The following is a 24,559-nucleotide window of genomic DNA, read 5'->3' on the forward strand; positions in this document are numbered from 1 at the left end:
CAGGTCAGACTTTCAAATCAACCATGCGGCGTATCGTGACGAAGCCGATGATGTAGAGGATGATCAGCCCGGAAAAGCCAAAGATGAACATCGGGTCCTGCGCGATATCCAGGTAGAAGGCCGGGTTGAGCAGGAACAACGCCACGAACGCCAGGATCGGCAACGCCGTCAGCATCACCGCCGTCATCCGCCCTTCGGAACTCAGCGCCCGCACCTTCAGGAACAGGCTCGCCCGCTCCCGGATCACCAGCGACAGATTTTCCAATATCTCCGCCAGGTTGCCACCTGTCTCCGCCTGCACCGACAGCGACGTCACGAACATGTGCATCTCGTTCATGTCCCACCGCTCGGCCATGCGCTGCAAAGCGTCGCGCAGGTCGGAGCCATAGGTCACCTCGTCGACCACGATCCCGAACTCGCTGCCGATCGGGTCGCGCATCTCCTTGGTCAGCAGGTCCAGCGCCGCCGCGATCGGATGTCCGGCGCGCAGCCCACGCACGAATGTATCGAGCGCCACCGGGAACTGCTCTTCCATCTTCTTGCGCCGCCGCTGGCTCAGTCGGCCCAGCACCATGATCGGCAGCAGCACGCCCAGCGACACGGCAAAAGCCCCCGCCATCACGATCATGCCCGCCGTCATCCCATATCCCGCCGCCAGCGCGCCGATCACCACGATCAGGAACAGCACACCCGTCGCAATCGCCATGAACGTCAGCACGACGCGCGCAGGCACGCTCAGCCCCGCGCCATGCAGCGACCGCACCACGCTCAAAGCCATCCGCCCAAAGACGCTGTCATGATTAAAGTTCAAACTATCGTCATTGCGCCGCAGCCGGGACAGGACCGTGCTCCGCTCAAAGCCCGCCGCGATCATCTTCAACCGCTTGTTGACGACCCGCTCAGTCCCCGCACGCGCTCGGAACCAGCTATGCACGCCCTCGATCGTCAGGATCACCGCCGCGAACAGCAGGACCAGCACAAAGGCACGGATGTAGATCGGATTGATCATTGCACCACCGCATCAGGACGGAAAAGTTCGGCGGGCAAGTGAATGCCCCGGTCGGCCAGATCGCTCATGAATTTCGGGCGGATGCCGGTCGCCTCGAAGTGACCGCGTACCATGTCATTCTCGTCACGGCCCGTCATCTTGAAGCGGAAGATCTCCTGCATGGTGATGACCTCCCCCTCCATGCCGGTAATCTCCGAAATGCTGAGCAATCGCCGCCGCCCGTCAGACAAACGCCCGACCTGCACGATGACGTTCAGCGCCGAAGCAATCTGCGCCCGTGCCGATCGTGGCGAAATGTCGATCCCGCTCATGCCGATCATCTGCTCGACACGGGACAGCGCATCGCGCGGCGTATTCGCATGGACCGTGGTCATCGACCCATCATGCCCCGTATTCATCGCCTGCAGCATGTCGAACGCCTCCCCGGCGCGCACTTCGCCCACGATGATCCGGTCCGGCCGCATACGCAGCGCATTCTTCACAAGATCGCGCTGCGTGACCTCGCCCCGCCCCTCAATATTGGGCGGCCGCGTCTCCAGCCGAACAACATGCCGCTGCTGCAACTGAAGCTCCGCCGAGTCCTCGATCGTCACGATCCGCTCGGCCTCATCGATGCTCGCAGACATGGCATTGAGCAGCGTCGTCTTGCCCGAACCCGTACCGCCGGAAATCAGCACATTGCGCCGCGAAGCCACCACCGCCGACAGCACCTGCGCCATCGGCGCGGGCACGCTGCCCAGCTCCGAAAGCCGCGCCATGCTGATCGGCACCTTGGCGAACTTACGAATGGACAGCAGCGATCCATCGACCGCCAGCGGCGGCACCACCGCATTGACGCGCGACCCGTCAGCCAGACGCGCATCGACAAAGGGCGAAGCCTCGTCCACGCGCCGCCCGACCGCCGCCACGATCTTCTGGATGATGCGCAGCAGATGCTTCTCATCCTTGAAGCGCGCCGCCGTCTCCACCAACCGCCCGCCGCGCTCGACAAAGACGATCTTGTGCCCATTCACCAAAATGTCGGTGACACTATGGTCCTTCAGCAGCGGCTCCAACGGCCCCAGCCCCAGAAGCTCGTCCAATATATCGGAAACCAGACGCTTGCGCTCTTCCAGGTTGAGCGCATGCTTCTGCAAAGCCAGTTGCTCATGGACGATCTCGCCCACTTCCGCCTCGACCTGCGCGCGCGACATATTCTCCAGCGCGGACAGGTTGATAAGGTCGATCAGCTTCTGGTGCAGCGCGACCTTCAGCTCGGTATGCCGGTCCTCTTCCCAATGGACCAGCTCGGTATCGGTCGGCCCCACCTCATCGCGGGAATCGCCAAAGCGGCTGTCGCCTTTCCGGATCTGCCACATCACCCTTTCTCCGCCTGACGCCGCGCTTCGACCGCTTGCATGGTGCAATCGACGATATCCTGCATGTCCTTGCAAATACGGCTGCGCGCCTTCAATTCCTGGATCAACACCCCCTGATCCAGCGCAGAGCTGACCAGCGGAAAGTCGTTCGCGATGCTAAGGTTCACCGGATGATCCAGCGCCGCCGCCGCATCCTCCAGCCCGATAGCGCGGAACAGCTTCTTCTCTACCCGATTGGCGATCACATGAATCCGCGCCGGATCGATATCCTGATCGCGCAGCAAAGCGATCTGCCGCCGCGCCTGCCGCAGGCTGGCGATGGTCAGCTCGCACACCAGGAAAATGACTTCCGACCGCGCCACCAGCGACATGGACCAGTTAGTCCAGTTGCCCGGCAGGTCCAGATAGATGGTATCATAATTGCGCTGCGCCAGTTCGATCACGCGCAACACCTGATCGGCATTCACCGCCTCCAGCGGCATGATGTCCGTCGGCGCCGTCACGACATGCAGCCCGGTCGGCGTCTCGACGGTGACAGAAGCCAGCAGCTCCCGATCCACCCGGTTACCGCCCTGCAACAGGTCCGCCAGCGTCAGTGGCGAAGTGATGCTCAGGAACGTCCCCGCATTGCCGAACTGCACATCGAAATCGAACAGGCAAACCCGCTCGCCCGTCTGTCTGGCGTTCCGCGCATGCAGGCTGGCCGCCTGCGTCGCGATCGTCGTAGCGCCCACGCCGCCAACGCTCTTGATGATCGACACAAGCGCGCCCGTCTTGACGTCACGCCCACCCTTGGCCGCAATTTCTCCCCGCAGTTGATCGAGGATCGACGACAGCTCGCTCGCCTGCAAAGGCAGCGCCACCACATCGTTGATCCCGCTGCGCAGCAAAGCCCGCACCAACGGAATCTCCGCATTGCGCACGGCGGCCACCACCAGCAGCGCCGGATGAGCCGCCCGCAAAGCCGCCAGCCGCCGCGTCGACGCATCGTCGTCCGGCTGCACCTCCAATATGACGGCCTTCGCCTCCGCCACCAACGACTGCGGCAATGGCGCCCCGGCAGGCAACATGGACAAGGTCAAGGACTGCCCGCTCAACTGATCCCCAAGAATATCGGAAGCCGCCACCTCCTGCTCCGAAAGGATCAGATGAATCCCCTCATCCCCCACATTGAGTGTCCAGCTCTCGGCCGCTTCCGCTGTGTTCGTCACGATGCCCAAGATCTTGTTCCTCAATTTGGTGCCTGGCCTGAGTAGCTCTGCCCGCTTTCCATGCTCAGAACGGCGCTAAAGGCCGGAAGAGATATCGTGCCGTTGAAAAGTGAAAGAAGAATTGGCCGGAAGGTCATGCTCTTGATGCGAACCGTGACCAAGGGTGCGATGTCCGGACCATTTGGGTCTCCGGAGTACCCTATCCCTGAATTGCTGTAGAGAACCTCCACGTTTGCGGGCGCCAATTCAGGCAGGAATACCTGCATCCGGCTAACAATCTTTGTGAAGGCCGTCGAATTATAGGGTGTAATGAGGGAGTTGCAGGCGCTCCCGGTGCAAGACCCACAAGTGGTGGAATTGCAGGTCATAGAGGTGAAATAGGATGTGCCTATCGCTTCGCCCTGCGCGATCGCGCTACCGCCCGTAGCAAAGCTGTAAGTCGCAATGCCGGTGGCCACCGGGTCGGTCACGACGGCATAGCGCACCCCCATTTGGGTAGCTTTTTCGGCGCGGTTCCAAGTCCACATTACGCGCCCGACATCGATTATACCCAATAAAAAGATCAGCAACAAGGGCAGGACCAGAGCGAACTCAGCGGCTGAGGAAGCGCGGGTGTCACGGACCAATAGGGCGCTTGATGCTTTCATGAGCCCACGACCGGAGACTCAGACCGAGCGTTGAGATACAAGGTACCGCTTCCGAACCCGAGCTTGTTGAACAGTGAACGATATTGCAACCGGTGAGCCGCGTCTGTCGTCGTCTGCACTTTCACGACCGGAATGAAATTCAGTCCATCGTAAATGCCGGACGGACTGACGGTGGTGGCGTCAACACAGTCGTAAGTCACTTTAATAGTTTCCGGATCTGTCCACCCATCGAGCCGGGCGCTCCCGCCGCTCAGTTGTCCGGTTCGCACGAGATTGCGCGTGTTCACCTCGATGCTTCCCCCCGGACTGTTATCGGTCGAAGCGCTAGCGCAGGAGTAATTTGAAAAACTGAGGCGGCCGGCATAGCGGGCACCATCCCGAACCGCCTTGACGACGACATGCTCGCTCAGAAAATAGTTGCCCAATTCGAACGAACCGAACATCAGCGCGATCAGAAACGGCGTCACCAAGGCCATTTCAGCGGCAGACGAACCCGATCGATCTCTCAGAAGGCGCGTGAACATCTGTCCGCCCCTCATTCGATCAGGCGCGGGGTGTCGCGCCTCGTTATTTGCGGCGCCCCGCCGCCCTCGCCGGTTCCAGATGCCCCGATCACCTCGACGTACACGTCGTTGCGGCTCGTATAGCTGTCCGAACATCCGTTTTTATTGCCATCGCATTTTGTGCGATCCAGGCTCGGCTCGACCATGAACACGTCGATATATCCGGTGACCGGAATCTTTTTACTGCCGTTCAATCCGGTCGTCTTGGAAACGGTGCGGCAATTCACGACCGCAGCCGTCAGGCGGCGTCGGTCTGTACCAGTCGTGCTGGGCACCACCCCGGGGAAGTTGCACTTACCGGCCTGAGGCGTGCTGTATGCCGCCAAGCTCGCATCGGCAGCCGTGACCTTCGTTGTCAGTCGAGTGGAGGGATCCTGCGCTTCCCACATGTAGGTCTGGTAACGCGTGACGTTGGGACCCAATCCAGTCGTATTTTGCCAGTCCAGCCCCGGATGATTAGATCTGAAATATGCAGCTCTATCCCAGGCACCATTCCCTATCCGTGAAGAATAGTTCCCCGATCCAATTGAATGCATCATATCGCGCGGGAAACCCATAATTTCCGGTGTGATCGATGGATCGAGCGCAGCGGCGGACGACGGACGGTATCGCTTGCTCGCGTAATTGGCGTCCGTGGCTGGATTTTCCTGCCATGAACAATTTGAGCTCCGGACGACGTCCTTGCGCACGTTGGTGGACGGTGAGCAGGGCGGGCTTTTGCAGGCGGAGTTATTGCCGGGCAAGAAATCGAACCGCATATTGAGGGAGTCACGAACCGCATTGAGGATATTGCCGGTTTCCGTGGTGACGTTCTCGGTAGGGGCGCAATTGGCATAGAGAGCGTTTGACGCAAGCGCCTCCGCAACGCTGTTTGCCCCCCGGCCCGCCTGATCGACGAAGCCGAAATTGCCCGGCCCCCATTGCGTGCCGCCCTCTCCCATGACGATGCCGGTACCCGACGGGATGGCGGTCGGATAATAGGGATCGTTGTTATTGATCGGCTCGTCAGGATTGCAGATGAAGAAAGGCACCGCGCCACAGATCGCTGATCCTACGCCTGCATAAGCCTTCGCGGCCACGGGTCCCGACGAAATGACCGAAACGATCGGCGTCAGAGCATAGAATGCAGACCGCGAACCAACCGTGATTTCTACAAAATTCGCCGTGGCATCACTCGTAGCCGCCACGGACTTGTCCTTGGTATTGTAGAACTTGATGGCGCCGACCGCGTCACAATCGGGTTCGTTTGCGATGGTTATCTTCGGCAGGCTTCCGTCATTCGCAAACCTGCTATCGTTGGTGATCAAATTTCTCGCGGCATTCGCTGCTCGACTACATGCCCCGCTGGCTCCATCCAGCTGCGTCGCCGCTGCCAGCGCTGCCTGGTCCGCCGCATTCTGCAACTCGCTGTCCATGCTGGCGAGCCGCGCATAATCAAACGCGATGCCACCCGCCGCAATCAAACCGAAAAGCGACAGGGCCACCGTCGGCGCCACCGCACCGCTGGTTGACCTTAGCAGGCTGTTCCGACGGGCAGACATGGATCGAAGCCCTCCCCGCTTACCGGCCGCCCGAGCCGCCACCACCGCCGCCAGACCCGCCGCCAGTGCCGGAGGTCGTGCTGATCGTCGCGGGCTTCTTCACCTTGTCGGTGCGATAGCGTTCCACCGCCGCCGCGCTGCGCTTGCCCTCGCCCCCTTCGACGAGCGTGCCCTCATAGCGCGGCTCCGGGTTGATCACCTGCAGCGCATAGTTGCTCCGCACCGCACCGCCAAAGGTCGGGTCATTCGCCGTGCATCCCGCCAGCGCCGGAACGACCAGCATGGCGGCCAGGGACAGTCTGCGCATGGTCTCACTCCCGCTCATAGTTCATATCCGCTCTGGCTCGCCGCCGCCGGGGCCGGAGCAGCAGCCGCCGGAGCAGCAGGAGCAGGCACGGCCTGGCGCTTTTCCGGAGGCATCGCGTCAGGGTTAAGCGGATTGATCCCCACCGCCTTGTCCGTCCGCCCCATCAGGAACAGGTCCAGCTCGTTGGGATTGCCCACCCGGTCGGTCGGCAGGCTCACATCCTCCGCCCGCATCGGCTTCACCAGCCGGGGCGTCACGATCATGACCAACTCGGTCTGCTGCTTCTGAAAACCGGTCGAGCGGAACAGCGATCCGATGATTGGGATCGAACCCAATATCGGCAACTGCCGCACCGTATCCTGAAAGTCGTTGCGCAGCAGCCCGGCAATGGCGAACGACTGCCCATCGCGCAGTTCCACCACCGTCTTCGCGCGCCGCGTCAGCAAGCCCGGCACCACCAGCCCGTTGATCGACACCGAAGCCGAAGGATCGATCGAGCTCACTTCCGGCTCAACCACCAGGTTGATGATCCCGTCGCTCAACACGGTAGGCGTAAAGCCCAGGCTGACACCGAACGGCTTGAACTCGACGGTAATGCCATTATTGCCACCGCCGCCCCCGCCGCCGCCATTCTGCACGACCGGGATCGGAAACTCACCGCCCGCCAGGAACGACGCCGTCTCACCGGACAGCGCCACCAGCGTCGGTTCCGCCAGCGTCTTGACCAGCCCCTTCCTCTCCAGCGCATCCAGCGCGGAAAACAGGTTCAGGCTGCCGATCTTATAGGCCCACGTCCCGACACCGAACGCATCGGACAAACCGTCCAGCTTGATGGTGGGAACACCGTCATTATTGGTCGGGATGATCGAATCCCCCGCCAGATTGCCGATGCTGCCCGCCGTCCGATTGCCGGTGAAGCTATGGTTCAGCCCAATCTGCTTCGCCGCCTGCCGGTTCACTTCCGAAAAGCGCACTTCCAGCATCACCTGCTGCGAAGCACCCACCGACAGCATGTTGACGACCTTCTCGTCGCCACCCGCATAGGTCCTGGCGATCTGCACCGCCCGGTCCACCGCCGAAGCGCTCGACACCGTGCCCGTCAACACCACCGCGTCGTTGGAGATGCGCGCGCCGATCTGCTCGCCGGGGATCAACTCCGCCAGCTGCCGCTTCAACGTCACGACATCCGGCCCCACCGCCACATCGACCACCGCGATCAACATGTTGCGGCTGTCATAGAGGGTCAGGCTCGTCGTCCCCACCTTCTTGCCCAGCACATAGAGCGACCGGTTGGTCAGCGGCAATATGTCCGCAACTTCCTGATTGCCCACCAGCGCCTTGGAAAAAGCGCGATCAACCGTCAGCACCTGGCTCTTGTTGAGCGGCACGTCCAGCTGCCCTGCATGATCCACATTGCTGGCGGTCAGCGAAGCGATCTGGGCCGGGGCAGATGTCGCCCCCCCTGCGACCAGCGCTGCCCCCAGCGCCAGCGCCCTCATGGACTTACCGCGAACCATAGCGCTTCACCTCATAGCTGGTGCCGGTCGTGCCGCGCACGATTTCGACCGATGCGGTCGCGGGCAATGCGGAAACATTTCTCGGAACGCTGCGCCGGGGCGCACGCATCCTGGGCATCGGAGCCGGCCCGAAGCCAGCCTCCGCGATCCGCGCGCGTGGGCCTGAGAAACCCCCGACATAGGCGCCGTCACGCAAATCCTCGATCCCCACGGTCTGCACGGCCGGGTTGGGCTGGTCCGTCACATTACGCAGCACAAGCGTCAGCTGGCCGACCTGCTGGCCCAGGACCAGCTTCTGCGCATCGACCTGATTGACCTCCAGCGTCGCGGTCTTGCCGACCGCCGGGTCCTTGGAGCTGTCATTGGCATTCTGGTCGATGGCGATGATACGGGTGTTCTGCAGCAGCACGTCAGTGATCTGCTGGCTACCGCCCGCGCCGTCCTGCGCCGTGCGCGTGACGAAGACATCGACCGTATCACCCGGCAGCACGAAGCCGCCAGCCGCCGCCACGTCGCTCACGCGAACCGCGACTGCACGCATTTCGGGCCGCAGCACACCGGACATGGTGGCACGGCCTCCTTCTGCGGACAGCTTGGATGTCAGGATCGGCTCACCCGGCTCGATCTGGCGCAGCACAACCCGCTGCTTGCCAAGGGAGGTGAGCTGGACCGGATCGCGGAAAGCGCCCGGCGGCACCGAAGCCGCGGGCCAATCGACCACCCTGATCTTTTCCGGAGTGACCGCCGTGCCAAAGGCCAAAGGCATCGACGCAACGACGACCTTGACCATGCCCCCTTGCGGAGTGGCCTGCGCCTGCTCGGCCTTGCTTAGATAGGCATTGGCGATGAACACCGCCGCCAACCCCAGCAAGATCGCGAAGCCGAGGATGATAAGAGATCTGCGCTGCCCCACGACTTCCCCCTTTTTGGATGTCCATGCCAAGGCATGGACATCCAATATTTATTTAGCAGTTCAACCTTATTGGCATTTCGCCAAGACGCCAGTTCCTACCACCGCATTAGAAATACAGGTGGACGACTGATCCATGGCTCCCTTAATTGAACCGCCTAGATTAAACGCCGCCACCGCAATGCCTGTCCCCACAATTGCTAGGATCAAGGCATATTCGGCCGCCGAGGCGCCGCTCTGATCGTTCCAAAGCGTTTTGACGAAAATCATTGCTCGATCCTTTAACTTAGCAGGCACCACTTGTGCTGCCGTTGGAAATGCAATTGGTTGCCTTGAACATGGCGCCTTTGATCGCCCCACCAAGATTGAAGGCCGCCAACGCAATGCCGGTGCCAACAATGGCAAGGATCAACGCATATTCGGCCGCCGAAGCGCCGCTCTGGTCGCACCAGAGTGTCTTGAAAAAAGTCATGTCTTTTACCCCTATTTGACCGGAAACCATTTTCCCGGCTGCTCTCGCACAGTTCTGCGGAGGGGCCTTTGCCACCTGGCGACCCCAGCAGTGGTTTCTCCACTCGCCAGGCAGTTGGGCAGTTCCCGTAGAACTTGTCCCCAAATTGGCTCAAAGCTGATGCAAGTCAACATGGTAAAAAAAGACCATATTTTACAATGTTTTACGGCAATTTTCTGTTAACCATTTTTGATTTCCATATCCGACTTTTCAAGTAACTCTGCCGAATTGCTTAATATATCCTTGGTTATATACCGCTTGAAATCTACAGAAATTCGCCCATTTACTTTTAGGCATTTTACCGTTTCTACCAATATATCTTGGACAAATAACAATAAAACCACGAATAATGCAAATCTATAGTTTTGCTTCTTAGCAGTATAAAGGCCTAATTAACGATATATATCCATGGCTCTTGGTGATCCGTTGGACCACATCCTCGCCGCCAATAGCTCCACCAACCATTCCGCCCTGTCACCTTTTAAGGGTACAGCCTTGCACCGCCGCTCGGCGGCGCCCCTCACGCTCCATCGCGAATCAGCAACAACCCGCCGCGCCTTACGGCCCGCGAATCACCAGCATTTTTTGGAAAACGACTCGGCCCGGCTCCCTGCCCTGCCGAACCATCCGATCAGTTCGGGATCACCCCGAACGCTTTCAGGCGCTCACCCGGTTGCGAAAAGTCACGTTCACCCGCTCCGACAGCAGCAGATAGGGCAGCCATAGAGCCGCGCTGATCAGCACCTTCTTGATATTGCCGCTCAGCAAATCGACCAGCGCCAACTCAACGGCATGGGGCACATCCCCGATGCGCGCCACCAACTGCGCAATGCCCAATTGCGCCATCAGGTCCACGCCCCACACCATCACCAGAAAGCGGGGGAATAGCGGCGCCATGCGCAACGCCATGGCAAAGGCGAACATGTATAGGCAGGACAGCAGCACCACATCCGCCAGCATCACCGCATACAGGCTGACGAACCATGTCGGCGCATAGCTGCCCAGCGCAGGCACGGCGCTCAAAAACTCCAGCGTCCGCACCGGCACGTTGAGCGCGATGCCCAGCAATAGCGACGCCATCACGCCATATAGTCCGAACTGCGACATCTCACGCGCCTTCAGGCAGTCGATCTTGCGCCACCGGCCGACCTTCGCCAGCCGAAAGCTCGGCTGCGCATGCACGCGCCCAGCCGGAAACAGCTTCAGGCCCAGCAGCAGCGTGGCCACCGGCGCGCCTACAACCAGCAGATAGGGCAACAGCCCCGCTTCGCTCGCCCAGGGAACTCCCGCATAGGGTGTAGCCGGAAAAGCCAACCGCAGCCCGCAGGCAAAGGCCGCGATCACCACCCAGGCGGCAATTATGCGCTCCAGGTTCAGCTGCAATGACAGCACCAGCGCCACGCTCTTGCGGTAAAGATGATCCTGAACCAATCGCACCATGGAAACCCGGACCTCCGCCCCGCCAACTAGAAGGGCGGATTATCAATCATTCTGGTTAACTCACGGTAAAACGCCCCGCCCCCCAAATGGTTCTGCCCTTTAATCCTCCCCATGCCTGCATGGGGAGGGGGACCAGCGAAGCTGGTGGAGGGGAAAACGCGCAACGTCACTCCAACGCCCCGCTGTCACCCCAGTTCACTCTACCGAACCCCACCCCCTCACTTCCGCGGCACAGTAATCTGAATCATCGTCCGCCCGCCCAGATTGTGCAAATACACCTCGCCCCCCAATCCCTGTATCCGCCGCATCAACGATCGCGACTGCACCGCGCCGGTCGACCCCAGCCTCGCCAGATTTGGCACCCCGTCATCCGTCACATGCAACGCGATCCGGTTGCCCGCCGGTCGCAGGGAAAATTCCATCGTCCGCGCTCCGGCATGGCGCACCGCATTGGCGACGATCTCGCGCACGGCAAAGCTCAGTTCCCGGCCGATCATCGCACTGGTGGCGCAATTGCCCTCCTCCACGCGCAGGTCGCACTGGATGCCCCATTGCTGCGCCAGCGACCGGACGACCATCGACAGCGTCTCCGGCAGATAGGCAAAATCATCCTCATCCCGAACCGGATTAATGATCCATCTTATGGTGCCGATCTGATCCTTCGCGATCTGATCGATAGTGCGCAGCACGGGAATGGCGTCCTCTACCGTCCCATTCAGCACCGGCGCGGCCTGATAACGGATGCTGGCCAGCGCCTGCAGCACGCTGTCATGCAATTCCCGCTGCAACCGCTCACGCTCCCGCGCGCCTGCGATGACATGGGCCAGGTCCAGGCTATTGCGGACCATCAGTTCCTCGCACGCGCTCTCGAACACCCGCTGGGCGATCGCCGCCACATCCTCATGCGCCGGATCGTCCAGTTGAACCGCGCCCACTGCCTCGAACGTGCCCAGCGAAACGTGCAGCGTCATCACCGTTTCGGCATCCAACAGAACCGCCCAGGCCCGACCACTCCGCGTCAGAGGCTCGATCTGGCTGACGCCGTCCTGCGAAAGACTGATCGACGCGCCACGGCGGCGGTCATGCCATCCCGTCTCCACCGCCAGCAATGTGTCGCTGCCCTCCGGCATGCTGTCGCCGGAACGGCTTGATGCAAAACGATAGGGTTCCGTGCTGGCGGTACGGAACAGCAACGCGCCATTTTCACCGCCCGTCGCGATCTTCAGCGCCTGCAACAGAAAGGCGCCCGCCGCTCCCTTCGCCAGCGTCAGGCTGCCTTCCGTCAGCCTCCTTGCCCGCTCCTGCTGAAGCAGCTTTTCGCGGCGCGGGCCTAACAACATGCCCGTCACCGTGATCACCACCGCAAGGTAGAGGACGCGCAACGCAACCCGCTCGGCATCCGGTTCGGATGGAACCGCGACCCAATCATTCACCCACACGATCAGCATCGCGGTTATCGCTGCAAACGCCCCTACAAACAGGTGGAAGCGCCGCCGGACGATCAGCGCGATCTCGACCACGACGAACAGGCTGCCGGGAAAATAGGGGCTGGTCGATGCGTTGGTGACGACCAGCAGCGCGAGGAACAGCATGGCGTCCAGGCACACCACCGGCTTGCGGACGCGCAATTCCGTGACCCAGGACCGCCCGGACAGGATCAACGCACCCACCGCCAGCAGCAGCATGGCGGCGATGATGCCGTTCTCCACGGCCTCCGCCCAGGACCGGGGCGTCGCGAAGACAAAGCTAACAAAGCCATAGACGCTGGCGAGCACAAGCCGCGTGACGTCCAGCATGCGCCATGGCCGAAGCGCGGACGGGGCGAACGAACGCCGCCTGCCCAAGGTCCGCAGCAGTTCGGCATGTCTTCTGATCATGCTCTCACAACTCCGCCCGCCTATCTTATAGGACTGGATATATGTCTTCGGATAAGTATCTTCTGATTTCACTTAATAAGGGTGAAGTGAATCTAAATGATATATCCGGGCAAGAGCAATGATAGATTGCAACGGACGTAGTAAATTAGCGGAATCACTCCGCGACGATGAACGAAAGCTCATCTTCTTCACGACCCCTTCTCCCGAACCCGCGCCATGATTGTCAGCGTCTGACCGGACCATCGCAGGCCTACCTTCATTACGCAAGGGCAACAGGAAAAATCAGGGGCAAAGTCAATCACATGCCCCGTTGATTGTTTCGACACCGAAACACGATTTCAGAAGATGATTCTTCTCGCCATCTCATCCATGAAAATAATCAAAAATCTGCTGCGCCACCGCTTTCGAAACGCCCGGCGCTTTCAGCAAATCTTCCAGCGCCGCACTTTTCACCGCCTTCGCCGTTCCAAAATGCATCAGCAGCGCCCTCTTTCGCGACGGACCAATTCCCGGCACCTCATCCAGCGAACTGGTCGAAATCGCCTTGCTCCGCTTCTGCCGGTGCGCCCCGATCGCAAAACGATGCGCCTCATCCCGCAATCGCTGAAGGTAGAACAGCACGGGATGATTGATCGGAAAACTAATCTCCCGCCCATCCGGCATATGGAACACTTCCCGTCCATCACGCCCATGATGCGGCCCCTTCGCGATACCCATCATACAGATATCCTCTATCCCCAAATCTTCCAGGATCGCCCGCGCCACCGACAACTGCCCCTTGCCGCCATCGATCAGCACCAGATCGGGCCACTCCCCGCTATCGCGATCGGGATCTTCCCGCGCCGCCCGGCCGAAACGCCGCTCAAACATCTCCCGCATCATCGCGAAGTCGTCGTTAGATGTTTCGGGGTTCTTCATGTTGAACTTGCGATAGGCGTTCTTGCGGAAACCTTCCGGCCCCGCGACCACCATCGCGCCCAGCGCATGGCTCCCCTGGATATGGCTGTTGTCATAAATCTCGATCCGGTCAGGCACGCCATCCAACCCGAATGTCTCGACCATCTCTTCCAGAATCTTAGCCTGCGTCGTCGTCTCGGCCAGCCGCCGGTCGAGCGCCTCCACCGCATTGCGCTGCGCCTGCTTGATCAGCCGCGTCCGATCGCCGCGCTGTGGAACCTCGATCCGTACCTTGGACCCGATCCGCTCCGTCAGAGCCTGCGCCATCAGTTCGCATTCCATCGGCGCGCGGTCGGACAGGATCAATTTAGGCGGCGGCACTTCCTCGTAAAATTGCGCCATGAAACTCGCCAGCACCTCATCTTCTGCCACTTCAGCCGTGTGGACAGGGAAGAAGCTGCGATGTCCCCAATTCTGCCCGCCCCGAATGAAGAAAGCCTGGATGCACATCGAACCACCCTTCGTCGCCAGCGCGAAGATGTCCGCATCGCCCAGCCCTTCGGCGTTGATCGCCTGGCTACCCTGAATGAAGGTCAACGCCTTAAGCCGGTCGCGCAGAACGGCGGCCTGTTCGAAATCCATCGCTTCCGAAGCGGCCTGCATCGCCTCGCCCAGCTTCTTCTGCACGGCAGTCGATTTGCCGCCCAGGAAATCCTGCGCATCCTTCACCAACTCTGCATAGCCCGCCTCGTCGATCCGCTGGACACAGGGCGCCGAACAACGCTTGATCTGAAACAAAAGGCAGGGGCGCGACCGGTTCGCAAAGAAGCTGTCCGTGCAACTTCGCAGCAGGAACAGCTTTTGCAGCGCATTGATCGTCCGCGTCACTGATCCCGCGCTGGCGAACGGCCCATAATAGCGCCCCTTATATTTGCGCGCACCACGATGTTTCTGGACCCGAGGAAAATGATGATCTTCCCGCAAAAGGATGAAGGGGAAGCTTTTGTCGTCCCGCAACAGCACATTGTAAGGCGGCCGGAACCGTTTGATCAGTTGCGCTTCCAGCAGTAGCGCCTCTGCCTCGCTGTTAGTCGTCACGATCGTCATCGACCGCGTTTGCGCCACCATGCGCTGCAATCGCTTTGGCAGGCGATCCACCTGCGTATAATTCGCCACCCGATTGCGCAGCGCCCGTGCCTTGCCAACATAGAGAACGTCACCGCGAGCATCCTGCATCCGGTAAACACCCGGCCGCGTCGGCAGAGTTTTCAGGGTGGTACGGATCGCCTCAACGCCCGCCTCGATATCGGGCGTGCCTGCTCCGCGTACGGTGAAGCTGGCCTTGTCCTCATGAAAACGGTCGGGAGATTGGGGATGCGACATGGGTGCAGAGATAGCGGTGACACAGACAAGCGCAATGGCTGGGGCGCCGCTTCCTGAACCTTGGAGCCTAAATCAGCGCGGACCACCTTGACCATCTTTGGCCTTGTTCACGCGTGATTAGGTGCCCGCGATATCCGCCCCCCCTTCCAACATCGGAGCGCGGATGACCGGAAATAATCGTAGAGACTTTGATCCTCGGCAACCGGAGATGCGCGACATCCGCATGGACAGGGAATCGTTTCCGAGATCGGAATCGTCGGCGTGCACGATATTCAAACTGCTCGTAACCGGACGCAGAGGAGCGACACCCAATGCCGCATGGTCATCGACAACAGCGGGCTTGCCGGTCAATCTTCTATGGTCGGCACATCGCGCGAGATATTAGCTGGGAACACACAAGGCCGATCCACATCCAGACATAAAAAAGGGCCGGTGCGACAAACCGCATCGACCCTTTTCAAGACGAAATCGTCAGCTTCAGACGTTGGAGCCAAGACCCTTGATTGCGCTATCAACCAACTGCCGATCCGCGCCCGCGTCATGATTCTGCGCGATCAGCGTCGCAGCCGCGCTGGTGGCAGCGTTGACTGCCTTTGTACGGATGCCCGCAATGGCAGAGCGTTCCGCTGCACCGATCTTGTCCTCGGCCATCTTTTGGCGACGGGCAACCAGCGCTACCGCATTGGCCTTGGCATCTTCGAGCAGCGTTGCCGCTTCGCTCTCGGCCGACTTGCGCATCGCTTCGGCTTCACCAGCCGCATTGGCAAGCTTCGCCTCATATTCAGCCTTCAGCGCGTCAGCCTCAGCGCGCAGCTTTGCAGCTTCCGCCAACTGTTCCTTGATCTGGGCGATCCGGCCGTCGAGCACATTGCCGATCAGCGCAGGCACCTTCTTGATCAGGAGGATAAGGATGAAGACCGCCATCGCCAGGCTGACCCAGGCGGTCGCGTCCATGCCAACGGCCTTCGGATCAGTATGCGGCGCCACACCTTCATGCGCGACGGTGCCTACCGGCTCCATCCCTTCGGAGTGAATTGCGTCGTCAAGATGCGGAGGCGTACCTTCGCTATGCTGTGCTGCTGCCTCAGCCATGGGCCAGTGCCGCCTTTACTGCGTTGCGGGCCGCTTCGTCCGACGCATTCACGCCGGAAATACGAGCGACCATGTCGCGCGCCGCTTCGGCGGCGACGGTTTCAATCTCTGCCATCGCTGCCTGGCTGGCCGCCTGGATGCGGGCTTCGGCAGCGCCGATCCGCGTGGCGATTTCAGCATCGGCGGCAGCAAGCTGCACTTCGGAAGCCTTAGCAGCTTCCGCTTTCGCACGGGCCAGCGTTGCCTGGGCCGCAGCCCTGCTTTCCGCATCGCGGGTGCGATAATCAGCCTCTGCCTCATCGGCGCGGGCGAAGGCAGCCTTGGCCGCGTCCAGATCACCTGTGATCTTCGCGTCGCGCGCGTCGGCCGTCGCCTGAACCTTGGGGACCATACCCTGGCCTATGACGAAGAAGACAAAGCCGAATGTCAGCAGCATCCAGAAAATCTGAGATGCATAGGTTTCGGCAATTTGCGCGATTTGAGGCATTATAGGTCCGTCCGATCAGGGCGCCGTCAATTCATGCGTGCGGGCGGGACGGCGACAGCCGCCCTGCCCGCACGCCAAGCGGTTGTCAGGCCACGAACACCAGGATCATGGCGATAACGAACGCCAGCAGACCCAGAAGTTCGGCTGCGGCGAAACCGATGAACAGGCGGCCCTGCTGGCCGTCAGCGGCGCCCGGATTGCGCAGCGCGCCTTCCAGGAACGATGCGAACACGTTGCCCACACCGAGCGAGGCGAGGCCCGCACCAATCGCGGCCAGGCCAGCACCGAGCAGCTTTGCGGCTTCTGCGTCCATGTCGTAAACTCCCTTTTCTAAACTCGAACAAATGGTTGGAAAAATAGTGGAAACTTAGTGGAGGTTCTCGGCGTCGTTCAGATAAACCGAAGTCAGCAGCGCGAACACATAGGCCTGGATCACCGCCACCAGCACTTCCAAGGCGCTGATGCCGATCATCAGGATGAAGCTGGCGGAACCGACCGTCAGGCCATATCCGGCACCCGCGTTGGAGCTGTTGATGACGAACCCGGCCAGCACCTTGAGCAGCACGTGGCCCGCCGTCATCGCGACGAACAGTCGCAGGCCAAGACTGAACGGCCGCACCATGAAGGACACCAGCTCGATCGGGAAGATCACCGGGATCATCGGCAGCGGCGTACCATGTGGCACGAACAGCGAGAAGAAGTGCAGGCCATGCTTCCAGAAGCCGACGATCAGCACGATCGAGAAGCTCAGGATCGCGAGAACGCCGGTAGCCGTGAAGTGGCTGGTGAAGGTGAAGGGATGCAGACCGATCAGGCCGAGCGGCAACAGGCCAAGCAGGTTCGCCAGCAAAATGAACATGAACAGCGAGAAGACATAAGGAATATACTTCTTGCCGCCTTCACCCACATTGGCGATCAGCAGGCTTTTGATGAAGCCGGTCATATATTCGACCGCCATCTGCCAGCGGCCGGGCACCAGCTCACGCTTCATGCCGCCGATCACGAAAATCCACAGCACCACAGCAGCAGCCACCATGTAGAGCGCGCTGTTGGTGAAAGCGATGTTGAAGCCGCCAAGCGACAAGTGATCCGTACCGAACAGCGGTTCGATCGCAAACTGGTGCATCGGATCGATTTTGCCGGATTCTGCCACGTTGACCCCTGTAACGTCTGGTATTCGGACTAAGATAAAAGCGCCCCTATTCGCCGGGACGCTTCGTCGTCGTCAATCTGATGATGTTCCTGAAAGCAACCACGATCCCAAGACCGAGGAACGCCAGCAGGAGCCAAGGGGATGTTCGCAGAAAGTAGTCCAAAGTCCCACCAACCACGGCACCACCGGCAAGACCGCCGATCAGTTCTGCGAGAACCCTGTTGCCCAGGCGCGATCCATCATCGCCCTGTTGCTTAGTGGTCCCCTGTCTGACCTTTTCGGCTCGTTCGGCCTTCGCGATCCGCTCCTCAAGGGAAGTGATGCGCTCGTCCTCATTTGCCGGGTCTTGCCCGGGCACATCCTGCGTCATGGCCGTTCCTTTTCGTTCAGGCAGATAAGCCAACGTCAGGCGGCATGGCGCGTGCGGTTGCACCCGTCAAGGCGCGGCCCGTTTAGAAAGGGCTTTCGGGATAGTCAACCATCGTTGGACAGGAGAATTGCGCTTCCACCGGACGCGGCGGCGAAACTCCCCGCAGTCGCGTAATTACCCTGCGGTCGCGCAATAGGTCGGCAGGGCGATCGGCCCGGCGCCCTTGGTTTGCCAGGGTCCCGCGCCCACGCGATAAACCTGGCCCTGCTTCACGCGGTTGCTCAATGTCTGGCAACCCGTAGCTGCCGCCATATCCTGAACCGTGACGCCTCGCTTGCTGGCAAGGTCGGTGTAGGCCGCGCGCCGCTTGATGTTGATCGATTCGACTTCCGATCGCACCGCCGCGCTCACCGATCCAGCGATGCCCAGATAGCCGTCCGCCTGCTCGCCCACGGCGCCCTCCGCCATTGCAGCGGCAACCGCGCCCGACTGCGCGCGAGCGGGCGCGCTCGCGACAAGGCCCGTGGCCAGCACGACGGCGGCACCTGCGACGATCATCAAAAGCTTGCGTGTCATTGCGGGAACAACTCCGGGTTATTCTGGATAAGATCCTGTGCATCGCGCTGAAGGCGTACGACGACCTCCTGCTGCACCTTTACATTCAGGTTGATTTCGATCGGCTTGTCCGGTGCCTTCACCTGGATGCAGCCCGTCAGGGCCAAACCGGCGAAACCCGCCGCAAAGATAGCTTGTGTCTTCATTTCTGTTCCCTGTTTCTCACAGTGTCGCTTTCCGCAGGGTTAACTGCAATCCCTTGGCGAATCTTCTCCTGCATCTGATCCCCTATGCTGTTCTGGATAAGCATAGTGGGATCGATGAAGGATTTTGCCGTGCCCAGCAGGCCGCGAAATGGCGCCGCGATGCGCACATTGAAGATGAAGGGCAATCCGGTCAGGTTGCGCGCCATACCCGCCGGAACATCGCCCAGCTTCCCCCGGTTGACGCCGTTGAACACGACATTGGTCACCATCTCTCCATCCAGCGCGCCGTCCATCAGGATGGTGAGGCATTTATATTGCATATTCTTGAGCGCGTCGAAGGCCAGCTTGCCCATCACGCCCAATTGCTCGTTCGAAACCGGGCCGACATAGGACAGCGTCCCCGACTGGCGGTTGGGATCGCACGGCACCGTGGGCAGCACCCCTTCGGGCATGATGAGCGGCGGCATCCCCTGCTGCCTTGCGGTCAGCACGCCCCCCGCGACGCGCCCGCCCTGGGCATTGAAGATCAGCGGCATGATGCCGTCGAACGTGCCTGTGGCCGATATATTCTCAAGCTCCATCGTCTGGATGAAGGCGCCCGCATCAATGCCGATGACGCGGAACGTCAGATAGCGGTCCACATCCGCGCTGAAGTCCATCGTCGTGGGCAACAGAACCAGTTGCCCTCCGGAAAAGGGCCAGCCGCCGCCCTCGATGCGGACCTTCTGCCCAGGCTCCAGCCGGTAGCGGACAAGGCCATCGCGCACTTCGACGCCAGGATTGACCATCCTCATCCGCATTTCCTGCCCCGGCGCACTCACCAGCCCCAGCAGATCGGTAAAGCGCAATTCGCCGGTCATTCCCTCGACGGGACCGAACGCCGCCGCCAGCTTGGCGTTATCGGTGCGGAACACGCCATCGCTGGTCACATCCGTGCCGTTCCATCGGATATATCCCTCGCCCGTTACCGTCGCATTGACGTTGGCGACAACTCCCAGCGCCAGGCGGGTCACGTCCTCTGGCTGCAAATTGGGACCGAACACCAACCCCGGCACGGTCAGGTCGGCGTTGCCCCGGCCGGAGCCCAGATCATGCGCGATGTCCGCACGCGCCACCAAGGCATCGTTGCGCGGCGCCCGCAACGTTCCTGTCGCCAGGATTCGGCCGTCCCGCAAGCTGAGCGCGAAGTCCGGCACCTTCAACGGCTCGAACCGTCCCGGCGTCTGGGCATCGCGCACCATCACCGACGCGGCGAGCTTCAACACTCCTTGGGCGAAGCTCCATTCGCCCGCGCCATCCTCCACGATCAGCGGAACGGAACCGATTCGCGCGTTGGTCCCTGCCAGCCTTCCCGCCAGACCCTGTGCCGTAGCCCGGCCGGTCAGCGTTTGCGCGACCAGCCGTACCGGAGATGCTTCAGGCCCGATCGCCAGTTCCGCCCGAGATAGCGAAAAGCCCTCCTGCCCGATGGCGACCCTTGCCCGCTCCGCCGACAGCCGCATCGGACTCTGGCCGCTACGTCCTCGCAGGTCGAGATTGCGAATCTCGGCCCCCGCGCTCACCCCGCCCGGCCCCGTCGCCACCAGAGCGCCACCGCCGATTGGACACAGCGTCTGCCGGGTTCGCCCAACCGAAAAGCTGCCGTAGCGCGCCTCCTCCAACGCCAACGGCACGCAGCGTCGGTTGATGGCTATCGAGCCATCAGCATTCAGCTGTCCCGCAACCGGCACCACAAGCCCGCGCAGACGTCCGCCGGGCAGTGGGCCGTCCAGCCTTGCCACTGTTGAAAAGAGCGTATCTCCCCGAGGTCCGGCGGTAAAACGTACAGGGTCGAGCGCCAGCCTGGCGTCGCGAGCGGCATATGGGTCGATAAAAAGCTGCCCACCCAATCCGCCACGCGGCCGCCGTGCCAGCCGCAGTGCAGCCTTCGGTAGCCCACCCCCGTCCGTCGTGAGCGCGCCATCCAGCGCCCAGTCGACAGCTGCTCCCGCCTTGCCCGGCCAGGCAATGGTCACCCTGCCATCACCGGGAATCGTCACACGCGCGCCGCTGCGCGATTCGAATCTACTGTTCGTCAGCACCACGCTCCCACCCTGGCCGCTCTGCGCGAAGGCCAGGCTGGTTCGCAGCACATTATCCTCCCCCGCGCGGCGCACCGCATCGGCCAGCCGTTCGGCCAGCGGCGCCAGAGGCGTGCCCGCCGCAGACCGCTTCAATCCCACCAGAGGATCACGTCCGGGAAGGCTCAGTTGATGCGCCGACAAACGCCCGCTGGCCTGTGACTTACCTTTTGCGACGCTCCAAGCGCCGACAATCTCCGACTGACCTGCCTTGAGACCCGCCATACCCAGTGCCGCCGCGCCGATCCGCGCACGGCCAGCCATCGCCAACGCATTGCCATCAAAGTCGATCCGACCGACGGGCTTCGCCAGCACCATGCCAGAGGACTTCAACGCCTCGGCTCCCAGCACGACATGGCCGTTCCACCGATCCAGGGCCTTGCCGATCCAGACATCCATGTCCGCTCTCGGCTTCGCCGCGCCGGTCGCGCTGCTCCTGCATCCAAGAGCCGTCGCCTGCGCCGGTCCAACCAAATGCGGCCGCTCATTCCTTATCGCGACATCCAGCAAGGCGGTCATGCCCGCCACGTTGCACCCCGCGAACGCCGCCCGTGGCATGGCAGCGGCAAGGCGGCCGTCGAAGCCCGACCTTAGATTACCCTTGCCGTCGATCTGCATGCCGACCACTCCGGCGTCGGTCTCAAGCCGCATGCGCGCATCGCGCAGCGCGAGGACGATGTCCGGTAGACTGAACGGCGCCTTAGACGCAGGATCGCGGAACTTGTCCAATTCTCCGAGCCGGAGCACCCCATCACGATAAGAACCGTGCAGCCGCACGCCGCCTGCCCTCACAGCCGCGACATGCGGGGACAGGCCTGTGAAGGCCAGATCCACTTCCACCCACAGGGCAGTCAGATCGGGATTCGCCGGATCGCCAAGGACAATATTCTCGATACGCTGGGTGCGCAGGCCAATGTCCTTCAGGTCATAGCTTGCCTGGACGCCGCGCCGGTTCATCTCCCGCCCAATGAAATTTTCCGCGATCGGCGCTCGCTGGGTCCACAACGCAACAAGGATCAGCGCCAGAGACCCCGTCCCTACGCCCAGCCAGCGTAACCAGCCGCGGCGAACTCCCTCTTCGCCGTCCTCAACTTCCATGCTTATGGCCAACCCCGGCTTTCACACTCGATCCGTAACGCCTGCATAACGTCTGACGCTCCCTAAATATCCTTGCCCGATTTTTGCGCAACGCATAGGCCCATTTCTCTGAACGGGGGATTATAAGGCATTGGCGGACAGGGAAGTTGTGGTCAGCCATGACGGCGTGGGGCATCGCGCCCGGCTTCGGCAGAAGCTGGCGGAAAGCGGCGGCGATGCGCTGCACGATCATGAGCTTATCGAATATCTGCTGGCCCTTGCCATTCCCCGCCGCGATACCAAGCCGCTCGCGAAGGCGTTGCTGCGTGAATTTGGCGGCATCGGCGGCTTGATGACCGCCGATTGGCAGGCGATCGCGCGCGTCCCCGGCATGGGCGACACCAGCATCGCCGCTGTCAAGATCGTGCATGCCACCCTTCTGCGCATGCTCCGCAATGAGGTGTCACAGCGTCCGGTCCTTGCAAGCTGGCAAGCCCTACTCGATTATCTGCGGGCCGACATGGCCTATCTCCCGGTGGAGCGCGTCCGCGTGCTTCACCTCAACAGCCGCAACATGCTGATCCGCGACGAACATATGGGCGACGGGTCGATCGACCAGGCCGCCATCTACACGCGCGAAGTCATACGCCGCGCCATCGACCTTGGCTCATCAGCGCTGATCCTGGTTCACAACCACCCGAGCGGTTCTCCCGAACCCAGCCGTCAGGACATTGAAATCACGCGCCAGATCGCAGAGGCGGGCAAGCGCCTCAATATCGCGGTACATGATCATATCATCATCGGATCGCAGGGACACAGCAGCCTGCGCGCGATGGGGCTATTGTAGGGCCGTCCTTCTTACTACCGGCAGGAAGGACGTTCCACGGACGTCCTAACCCTCGAACCCCACCGAAAGAAATTCAGGCACAGGTCCGTTCCAGCCGTCATCCGGACCTTCATCCCGAACATCGGCGCGGCGCGACTTTGAACCATTATCCTGCTGGCGGGCAGGACGAGGCTCTTCCCGCCGTTCGTCGTCCTTGCGCTTGGCGGGCTTACGCTCCACCTTCCGCTCGCTATTCCGGCGCGGCTCTTCGGCCTTATCCACCTTTGCAGCGGCGGCAGCGGGGGTGTCGATCGTTTCAATCTTCTGCCCGATCAGCTTCTGAATATTATCGATCGCCTCGGCATCTTCCGGGGTCACAAAGGTATAGGCGACACCCGATGCCCCCGCACGCCCAGTACGGCCAATGCGATGGACATAGTCATCGGGATGCCACGGCGCATCGAAATTGAAGACGTGGCTGACGCCCTTGATATCCAGCCCACGCGCAGCGACATCGGACGCTACCAGGATATTCACCGATCCCGCCCGGAATCGCTCCAGTTCGGCAATTCGCGAAGACTGATCGATATCTCCATGAATCTCGCCCGACTTGAAACCGTAGCGCTGTAGGCTCTTGTTCAGTTCACGAACCGTGGTCTTGCGGTTGCAGAAGATTACCGCGCTCAGCACTTCCTCCTGCTCCAGCATCGCGCGCAGGGCTTCGCGCTTCTTGCGCGAATCAACCTTCACCAGCCTCTGGGTGATGTTGGTGGAGGCGGTCGCCGGCCGCGCCACTTCAATCGACTTGGGATTGCTGAGGAACCGATCCGCCAGCTTCTTGATCGGCGCGGGCATGGTCGCTGAAAACAGCAGTGTCTGCCGCTGCGAAGGCAATTTGGTGCAGATCTCCTCAATGTCCGGGATGAACCCCATGTCCAGCATGCGGTCAGCTTCATCGATGACCAGCATCGAACAGCCGTTCAGCAATATCTTGCCGCGCTGGAACAGGTCCATCAGTCGGCCCGGCGTGGCGATCAGCACATCGACGCCCTTTTCCAGGGCCTTGAGCTGATCGCCCATTTGCACGCCGCCGATCAGCAGCGCCATGTTGAGCTTGTGATATTTCCCGTATTTCTCGAAATTCTCGGCAACCTGCGCCGCCAATTCGCGCGTCGGCTCCAAAATGAGCGAACGCGGCATCAACGCACGAGCCCGGCCATGAGCCAGAATGTCGATCATCGGCAAAACGAAGCTGGCAGTCTTGCCCGTCCCCGTCTGCGCGATGCCGATAATGTCCTTCATCATCAGTACGGGGGGGATCGCCTGCGCCTGAATCGGCGTGGGCGTATCGTATCCGGCCTCGTTAACGGCCTTCAACAGTTCATCGGAAAGGCCGAGATCGGCAAAAGTCATTCAATTGTCCGGGACAGAGGCTCTTCCGCAACGCGCTCATGCGTCACGGAAATCGCGCGCGCCTTGCGGAAATATTGGTATCTTGTCAA

Annotated in this window: 24 protein-coding genes; 1 reads left to right on the forward strand and 23 read right to left on the reverse strand. The window is 61.1% G+C overall.

What is annotated here, in order from left to right; all coding sequences use genetic code 11:
• Nucleotides 1-4 precede the first annotated feature (4 nt).
• The 22 genes from ACZ5TH_RS06515 to ACZ5TH_RS06620 form a co-directional block, all read right to left on the reverse strand.
• Nucleotides 5-1,009, reverse strand: coding sequence for a type II secretion system F family protein (locus tag ACZ5TH_RS06515; RefSeq protein WP_464795023.1), 1,005 nt, complete (start codon nucleotides 1,007-1,009; stop codon nucleotides 5-7).
• Nucleotides 1,006-2,367, reverse strand: coding sequence for a CpaF family protein (locus ACZ5TH_RS06520; protein WP_464795071.1), 1,362 nt, complete (start codon nucleotides 2,365-2,367; stop codon nucleotides 1,006-1,008). The genes ACZ5TH_RS06515 and ACZ5TH_RS06520 overlap by 4 nt, the downstream gene beginning before the upstream one ends.
• Nucleotides 2,367-3,578 carry an AAA family ATPase gene (locus ACZ5TH_RS06525; RefSeq protein WP_464795024.1) on the reverse strand — a complete coding sequence of 404 codons (1,212 nt, stop codon included), beginning with the start codon at nucleotides 3,576-3,578 and terminating at the stop codon, nucleotides 2,367-2,369. The genes ACZ5TH_RS06520 and ACZ5TH_RS06525 overlap by 1 nt, the downstream gene beginning before the upstream one ends.
• 20 nt (nucleotides 3,579-3,598) lie before the next feature.
• Nucleotides 3,599-4,150: a TadE family protein gene (locus ACZ5TH_RS06530; RefSeq protein ID WP_464795025.1), complete on the reverse strand. Its 552-nt coding sequence runs from the start codon at nucleotides 4,148-4,150 to the stop codon at nucleotides 3,599-3,601.
• A gap of 71 nt (nucleotides 4,151-4,221) precedes the next feature.
• Nucleotides 4,222-4,749 (reverse strand): TadE/TadG family type IV pilus assembly protein, encoded by a 528-nt coding sequence (locus ACZ5TH_RS06535; protein ID WP_449473267.1) that lies wholly within the window; start codon nucleotides 4,747-4,749, stop codon nucleotides 4,222-4,224.
• An 11-nt stretch (nucleotides 4,750-4,760) separates the two neighbouring features.
• Nucleotides 4,761-6,329 carry a pilus assembly protein TadG-related protein gene (locus ACZ5TH_RS06540; protein WP_464793336.1) on the reverse strand — a complete coding sequence of 523 codons (1,569 nt, stop codon included), beginning with the start codon at nucleotides 6,327-6,329 and terminating at the stop codon, nucleotides 4,761-4,763.
• A 19-nt stretch (nucleotides 6,330-6,348) separates the two neighbouring features.
• Nucleotides 6,349-6,636 (reverse strand): hypothetical protein, encoded by a 288-nt coding sequence (locus tag ACZ5TH_RS06545; protein WP_464793337.1) that lies wholly within the window; start codon nucleotides 6,634-6,636, stop codon nucleotides 6,349-6,351.
• A gap of 14 nt (nucleotides 6,637-6,650) precedes the next feature.
• Nucleotides 6,651-8,153, reverse strand: coding sequence for a type II and III secretion system protein family protein (locus ACZ5TH_RS06550; RefSeq protein ID WP_464793338.1), 1,503 nt, complete (start codon nucleotides 8,151-8,153; stop codon nucleotides 6,651-6,653).
• Nucleotides 8,140-9,066 (reverse strand): Flp pilus assembly protein CpaB, encoded by a 927-nt coding sequence (cpaB, locus tag ACZ5TH_RS06555; RefSeq protein WP_464793339.1) that lies wholly within the window; start codon nucleotides 9,064-9,066, stop codon nucleotides 8,140-8,142. Before cpaB ends, ACZ5TH_RS06550 begins: the two co-directional genes overlap by 14 nt.
• 66 nt (nucleotides 9,067-9,132) lie before the next feature.
• Nucleotides 9,133-9,333, reverse strand: a complete 201-nt coding sequence (locus ACZ5TH_RS06560) for a Flp family type IVb pilin (protein ID WP_464793340.1) — start codon at nucleotides 9,331-9,333, stop codon at nucleotides 9,133-9,135.
• A gap of 16 nt (nucleotides 9,334-9,349) precedes the next feature.
• Nucleotides 9,350-9,535, reverse strand: coding sequence for a Flp family type IVb pilin (locus ACZ5TH_RS06565; RefSeq protein ID WP_464793341.1), 186 nt, complete (start codon nucleotides 9,533-9,535; stop codon nucleotides 9,350-9,352).
• A gap of 696 nt (nucleotides 9,536-10,231) precedes the next feature.
• The gene (locus tag ACZ5TH_RS06570; protein WP_464793342.1) at nucleotides 10,232-11,014 is read right to left on the reverse strand and encodes a DUF2569 family protein; all 783 of its coding nucleotides are present in this window, start codon (nucleotides 11,012-11,014) and stop codon (nucleotides 10,232-10,234) included.
• A gap of 218 nt (nucleotides 11,015-11,232) precedes the next feature.
• Nucleotides 11,233-12,891, reverse strand: a complete 1,659-nt coding sequence (locus ACZ5TH_RS06575; protein WP_464793343.1) for a sensor histidine kinase — start codon at nucleotides 12,889-12,891, stop codon at nucleotides 11,233-11,235.
• A gap of 363 nt (nucleotides 12,892-13,254) precedes the next feature.
• Nucleotides 13,255-15,171, reverse strand: a complete 1,917-nt coding sequence (gene uvrC, locus ACZ5TH_RS06580) for an excinuclease ABC subunit UvrC (protein WP_464793344.1) — start codon at nucleotides 15,169-15,171, stop codon at nucleotides 13,255-13,257.
• 477 nt (nucleotides 15,172-15,648) lie between these two features.
• Nucleotides 15,649-16,263, reverse strand: a complete 615-nt coding sequence (locus ACZ5TH_RS06585) for a F0F1 ATP synthase subunit B family protein (protein WP_464793345.1) — start codon at nucleotides 16,261-16,263, stop codon at nucleotides 15,649-15,651.
• Nucleotides 16,256-16,750: a F0F1 ATP synthase subunit B family protein gene (locus ACZ5TH_RS06590; RefSeq protein WP_460986071.1), complete on the reverse strand. Its 495-nt coding sequence runs from the start codon at nucleotides 16,748-16,750 to the stop codon at nucleotides 16,256-16,258. The genes ACZ5TH_RS06585 and ACZ5TH_RS06590 overlap by 8 nt, the downstream gene beginning before the upstream one ends.
• A gap of 85 nt (nucleotides 16,751-16,835) precedes the next feature.
• Nucleotides 16,836-17,063 (reverse strand): F0F1 ATP synthase subunit C, encoded by a 228-nt coding sequence (locus tag ACZ5TH_RS06595; protein WP_021240110.1) that lies wholly within the window; start codon nucleotides 17,061-17,063, stop codon nucleotides 16,836-16,838.
• A gap of 54 nt (nucleotides 17,064-17,117) precedes the next feature.
• The gene (locus ACZ5TH_RS06600) at nucleotides 17,118-17,903 is read right to left on the reverse strand and encodes a F0F1 ATP synthase subunit A (RefSeq protein ID WP_196225809.1); all 786 of its coding nucleotides are present in this window, start codon (nucleotides 17,901-17,903) and stop codon (nucleotides 17,118-17,120) included.
• 46 nt (nucleotides 17,904-17,949) lie between these two features.
• Nucleotides 17,950-18,273 (reverse strand): AtpZ/AtpI family protein, encoded by a 324-nt coding sequence (locus ACZ5TH_RS06605; protein WP_449473288.1) that lies wholly within the window; start codon nucleotides 18,271-18,273, stop codon nucleotides 17,950-17,952.
• Between the two features lie 174 nt (nucleotides 18,274-18,447).
• Nucleotides 18,448-18,849: a DUF1318 domain-containing protein gene (locus ACZ5TH_RS06610; protein WP_464793346.1), complete on the reverse strand. Its 402-nt coding sequence runs from the start codon at nucleotides 18,847-18,849 to the stop codon at nucleotides 18,448-18,450.
• Nucleotides 18,846-19,034: a YnbE family lipoprotein gene (locus tag ACZ5TH_RS06615; RefSeq protein ID WP_196225806.1), complete on the reverse strand. Its 189-nt coding sequence runs from the start codon at nucleotides 19,032-19,034 to the stop codon at nucleotides 18,846-18,848. Before ACZ5TH_RS06615 ends, ACZ5TH_RS06610 begins: the two co-directional genes overlap by 4 nt.
• Nucleotides 19,031-22,252, reverse strand: coding sequence for an intermembrane phospholipid transport protein YdbH family protein (locus ACZ5TH_RS06620; protein WP_464793347.1), 3,222 nt, complete (start codon nucleotides 22,250-22,252; stop codon nucleotides 19,031-19,033). Before ACZ5TH_RS06620 ends, ACZ5TH_RS06615 begins: the two co-directional genes overlap by 4 nt.
• 130 nt (nucleotides 22,253-22,382) lie before the next feature.
• On the opposite strand from ACZ5TH_RS06620, the gene radC reads away from it, so the two are divergent.
• Nucleotides 22,383-23,078: a RadC family protein gene (radC, locus tag ACZ5TH_RS06625; protein ID WP_449473294.1), complete on the forward strand. Its 696-nt coding sequence runs from the start codon at nucleotides 22,383-22,385 to the stop codon at nucleotides 23,076-23,078.
• A 45-nt stretch (nucleotides 23,079-23,123) separates the two neighbouring features.
• Here radC and ACZ5TH_RS06630 read toward each other — a convergent pair whose 3' ends face one another.
• Nucleotides 23,124-24,470 carry a DEAD/DEAH box helicase gene (locus ACZ5TH_RS06630; protein ID WP_464793348.1) on the reverse strand — a complete coding sequence of 449 codons (1,347 nt, stop codon included), beginning with the start codon at nucleotides 24,468-24,470 and terminating at the stop codon, nucleotides 23,124-23,126.
• Between the last annotated feature and the right edge of the window lie 89 nt (nucleotides 24,471-24,559).

This window comes from Sphingobium sp. TomTYG73 (assembly GCF_055394245.1).

Coding starts and splice junctions, on each gene's coding strand:
- ACZ5TH_RS06515 (WP_464795023.1), bottom strand. CDS start 1,009: ATGATCAATCCGATCTACATCCGTGCCTTTGTGCTGGTCCTGCTGTTC.
- ACZ5TH_RS06520 (WP_464795071.1), bottom strand. CDS start 2,367: ATGTGGCAGATCCGGAAAGGCGACAGCCGCTTTGGCGATTCCCGCGAT.
- ACZ5TH_RS06535 (WP_449473267.1), bottom strand. CDS start 4,749: ATGTTCACGCGCCTTCTGAGAGATCGATCGGGTTCGTCTGCCGCTGAA.
- ACZ5TH_RS06540 (WP_464793336.1), bottom strand. CDS start 6,329: ATGTCTGCCCGTCGGAACAGCCTGCTAAGGTCAACCAGCGGTGCGGTG.
- ACZ5TH_RS06545 (WP_464793337.1), bottom strand. CDS start 6,636: ATGCGCAGACTGTCCCTGGCCGCCATGCTGGTCGTTCCGGCGCTGGCG.
- ACZ5TH_RS06550 (WP_464793338.1), bottom strand. CDS start 8,153: ATGGTTCGCGGTAAGTCCATGAGGGCGCTGGCGCTGGGGGCAGCGCTG.
- ACZ5TH_RS06560 (WP_464793340.1), bottom strand. CDS start 9,333: ATGATTTTCGTCAAAACGCTTTGGAACGATCAGAGCGGCGCCTCGGCG.
- ACZ5TH_RS06565 (WP_464793341.1), bottom strand. CDS start 9,535: ATGACTTTTTTCAAGACACTCTGGTGCGACCAGAGCGGCGCTTCGGCG.
- ACZ5TH_RS06570 (WP_464793342.1), bottom strand. CDS start 11,014: ATGGTGCGATTGGTTCAGGATCATCTTTACCGCAAGAGCGTGGCGCTG.
- ACZ5TH_RS06575 (WP_464793343.1), bottom strand. CDS start 12,891: ATGATCAGAAGACATGCCGAACTGCTGCGGACCTTGGGCAGGCGGCGT.
- uvrC (WP_464793344.1), bottom strand. CDS start 15,171: ATGTCGCATCCCCAATCTCCCGACCGTTTTCATGAGGACAAGGCCAGC.
- ACZ5TH_RS06585 (WP_464793345.1), bottom strand. CDS start 16,263: ATGGCTGAGGCAGCAGCACAGCATAGCGAAGGTACGCCTCCGCATCTT.
- ACZ5TH_RS06590 (WP_460986071.1), bottom strand. CDS start 16,750: ATGCCTCAAATCGCGCAAATTGCCGAAACCTATGCATCTCAGATTTTC.
- ACZ5TH_RS06595 (WP_021240110.1), bottom strand. CDS start 17,063: ATGGACGCAGAAGCCGCAAAGCTGCTCGGTGCTGGCCTGGCCGCGATT.
- ACZ5TH_RS06605 (WP_449473288.1), bottom strand. CDS start 18,273: ATGACGCAGGATGTGCCCGGGCAAGACCCGGCAAATGAGGACGAGCGC.
- ACZ5TH_RS06610 (WP_464793346.1), bottom strand. CDS start 18,849: ATGACACGCAAGCTTTTGATGATCGTCGCAGGTGCCGCCGTCGTGCTG.
- ACZ5TH_RS06615 (WP_196225806.1), bottom strand. CDS start 19,034: ATGAAGACACAAGCTATCTTTGCGGCGGGTTTCGCCGGTTTGGCCCTG.
- ACZ5TH_RS06620 (WP_464793347.1), bottom strand. CDS start 22,252: ATGGAAGTTGAGGACGGCGAAGAGGGAGTTCGCCGCGGCTGGTTACGC.
- ACZ5TH_RS06630 (WP_464793348.1), bottom strand. CDS start 24,470: ATGACTTTTGCCGATCTCGGCCTTTCCGATGAACTGTTGAAGGCCGTT.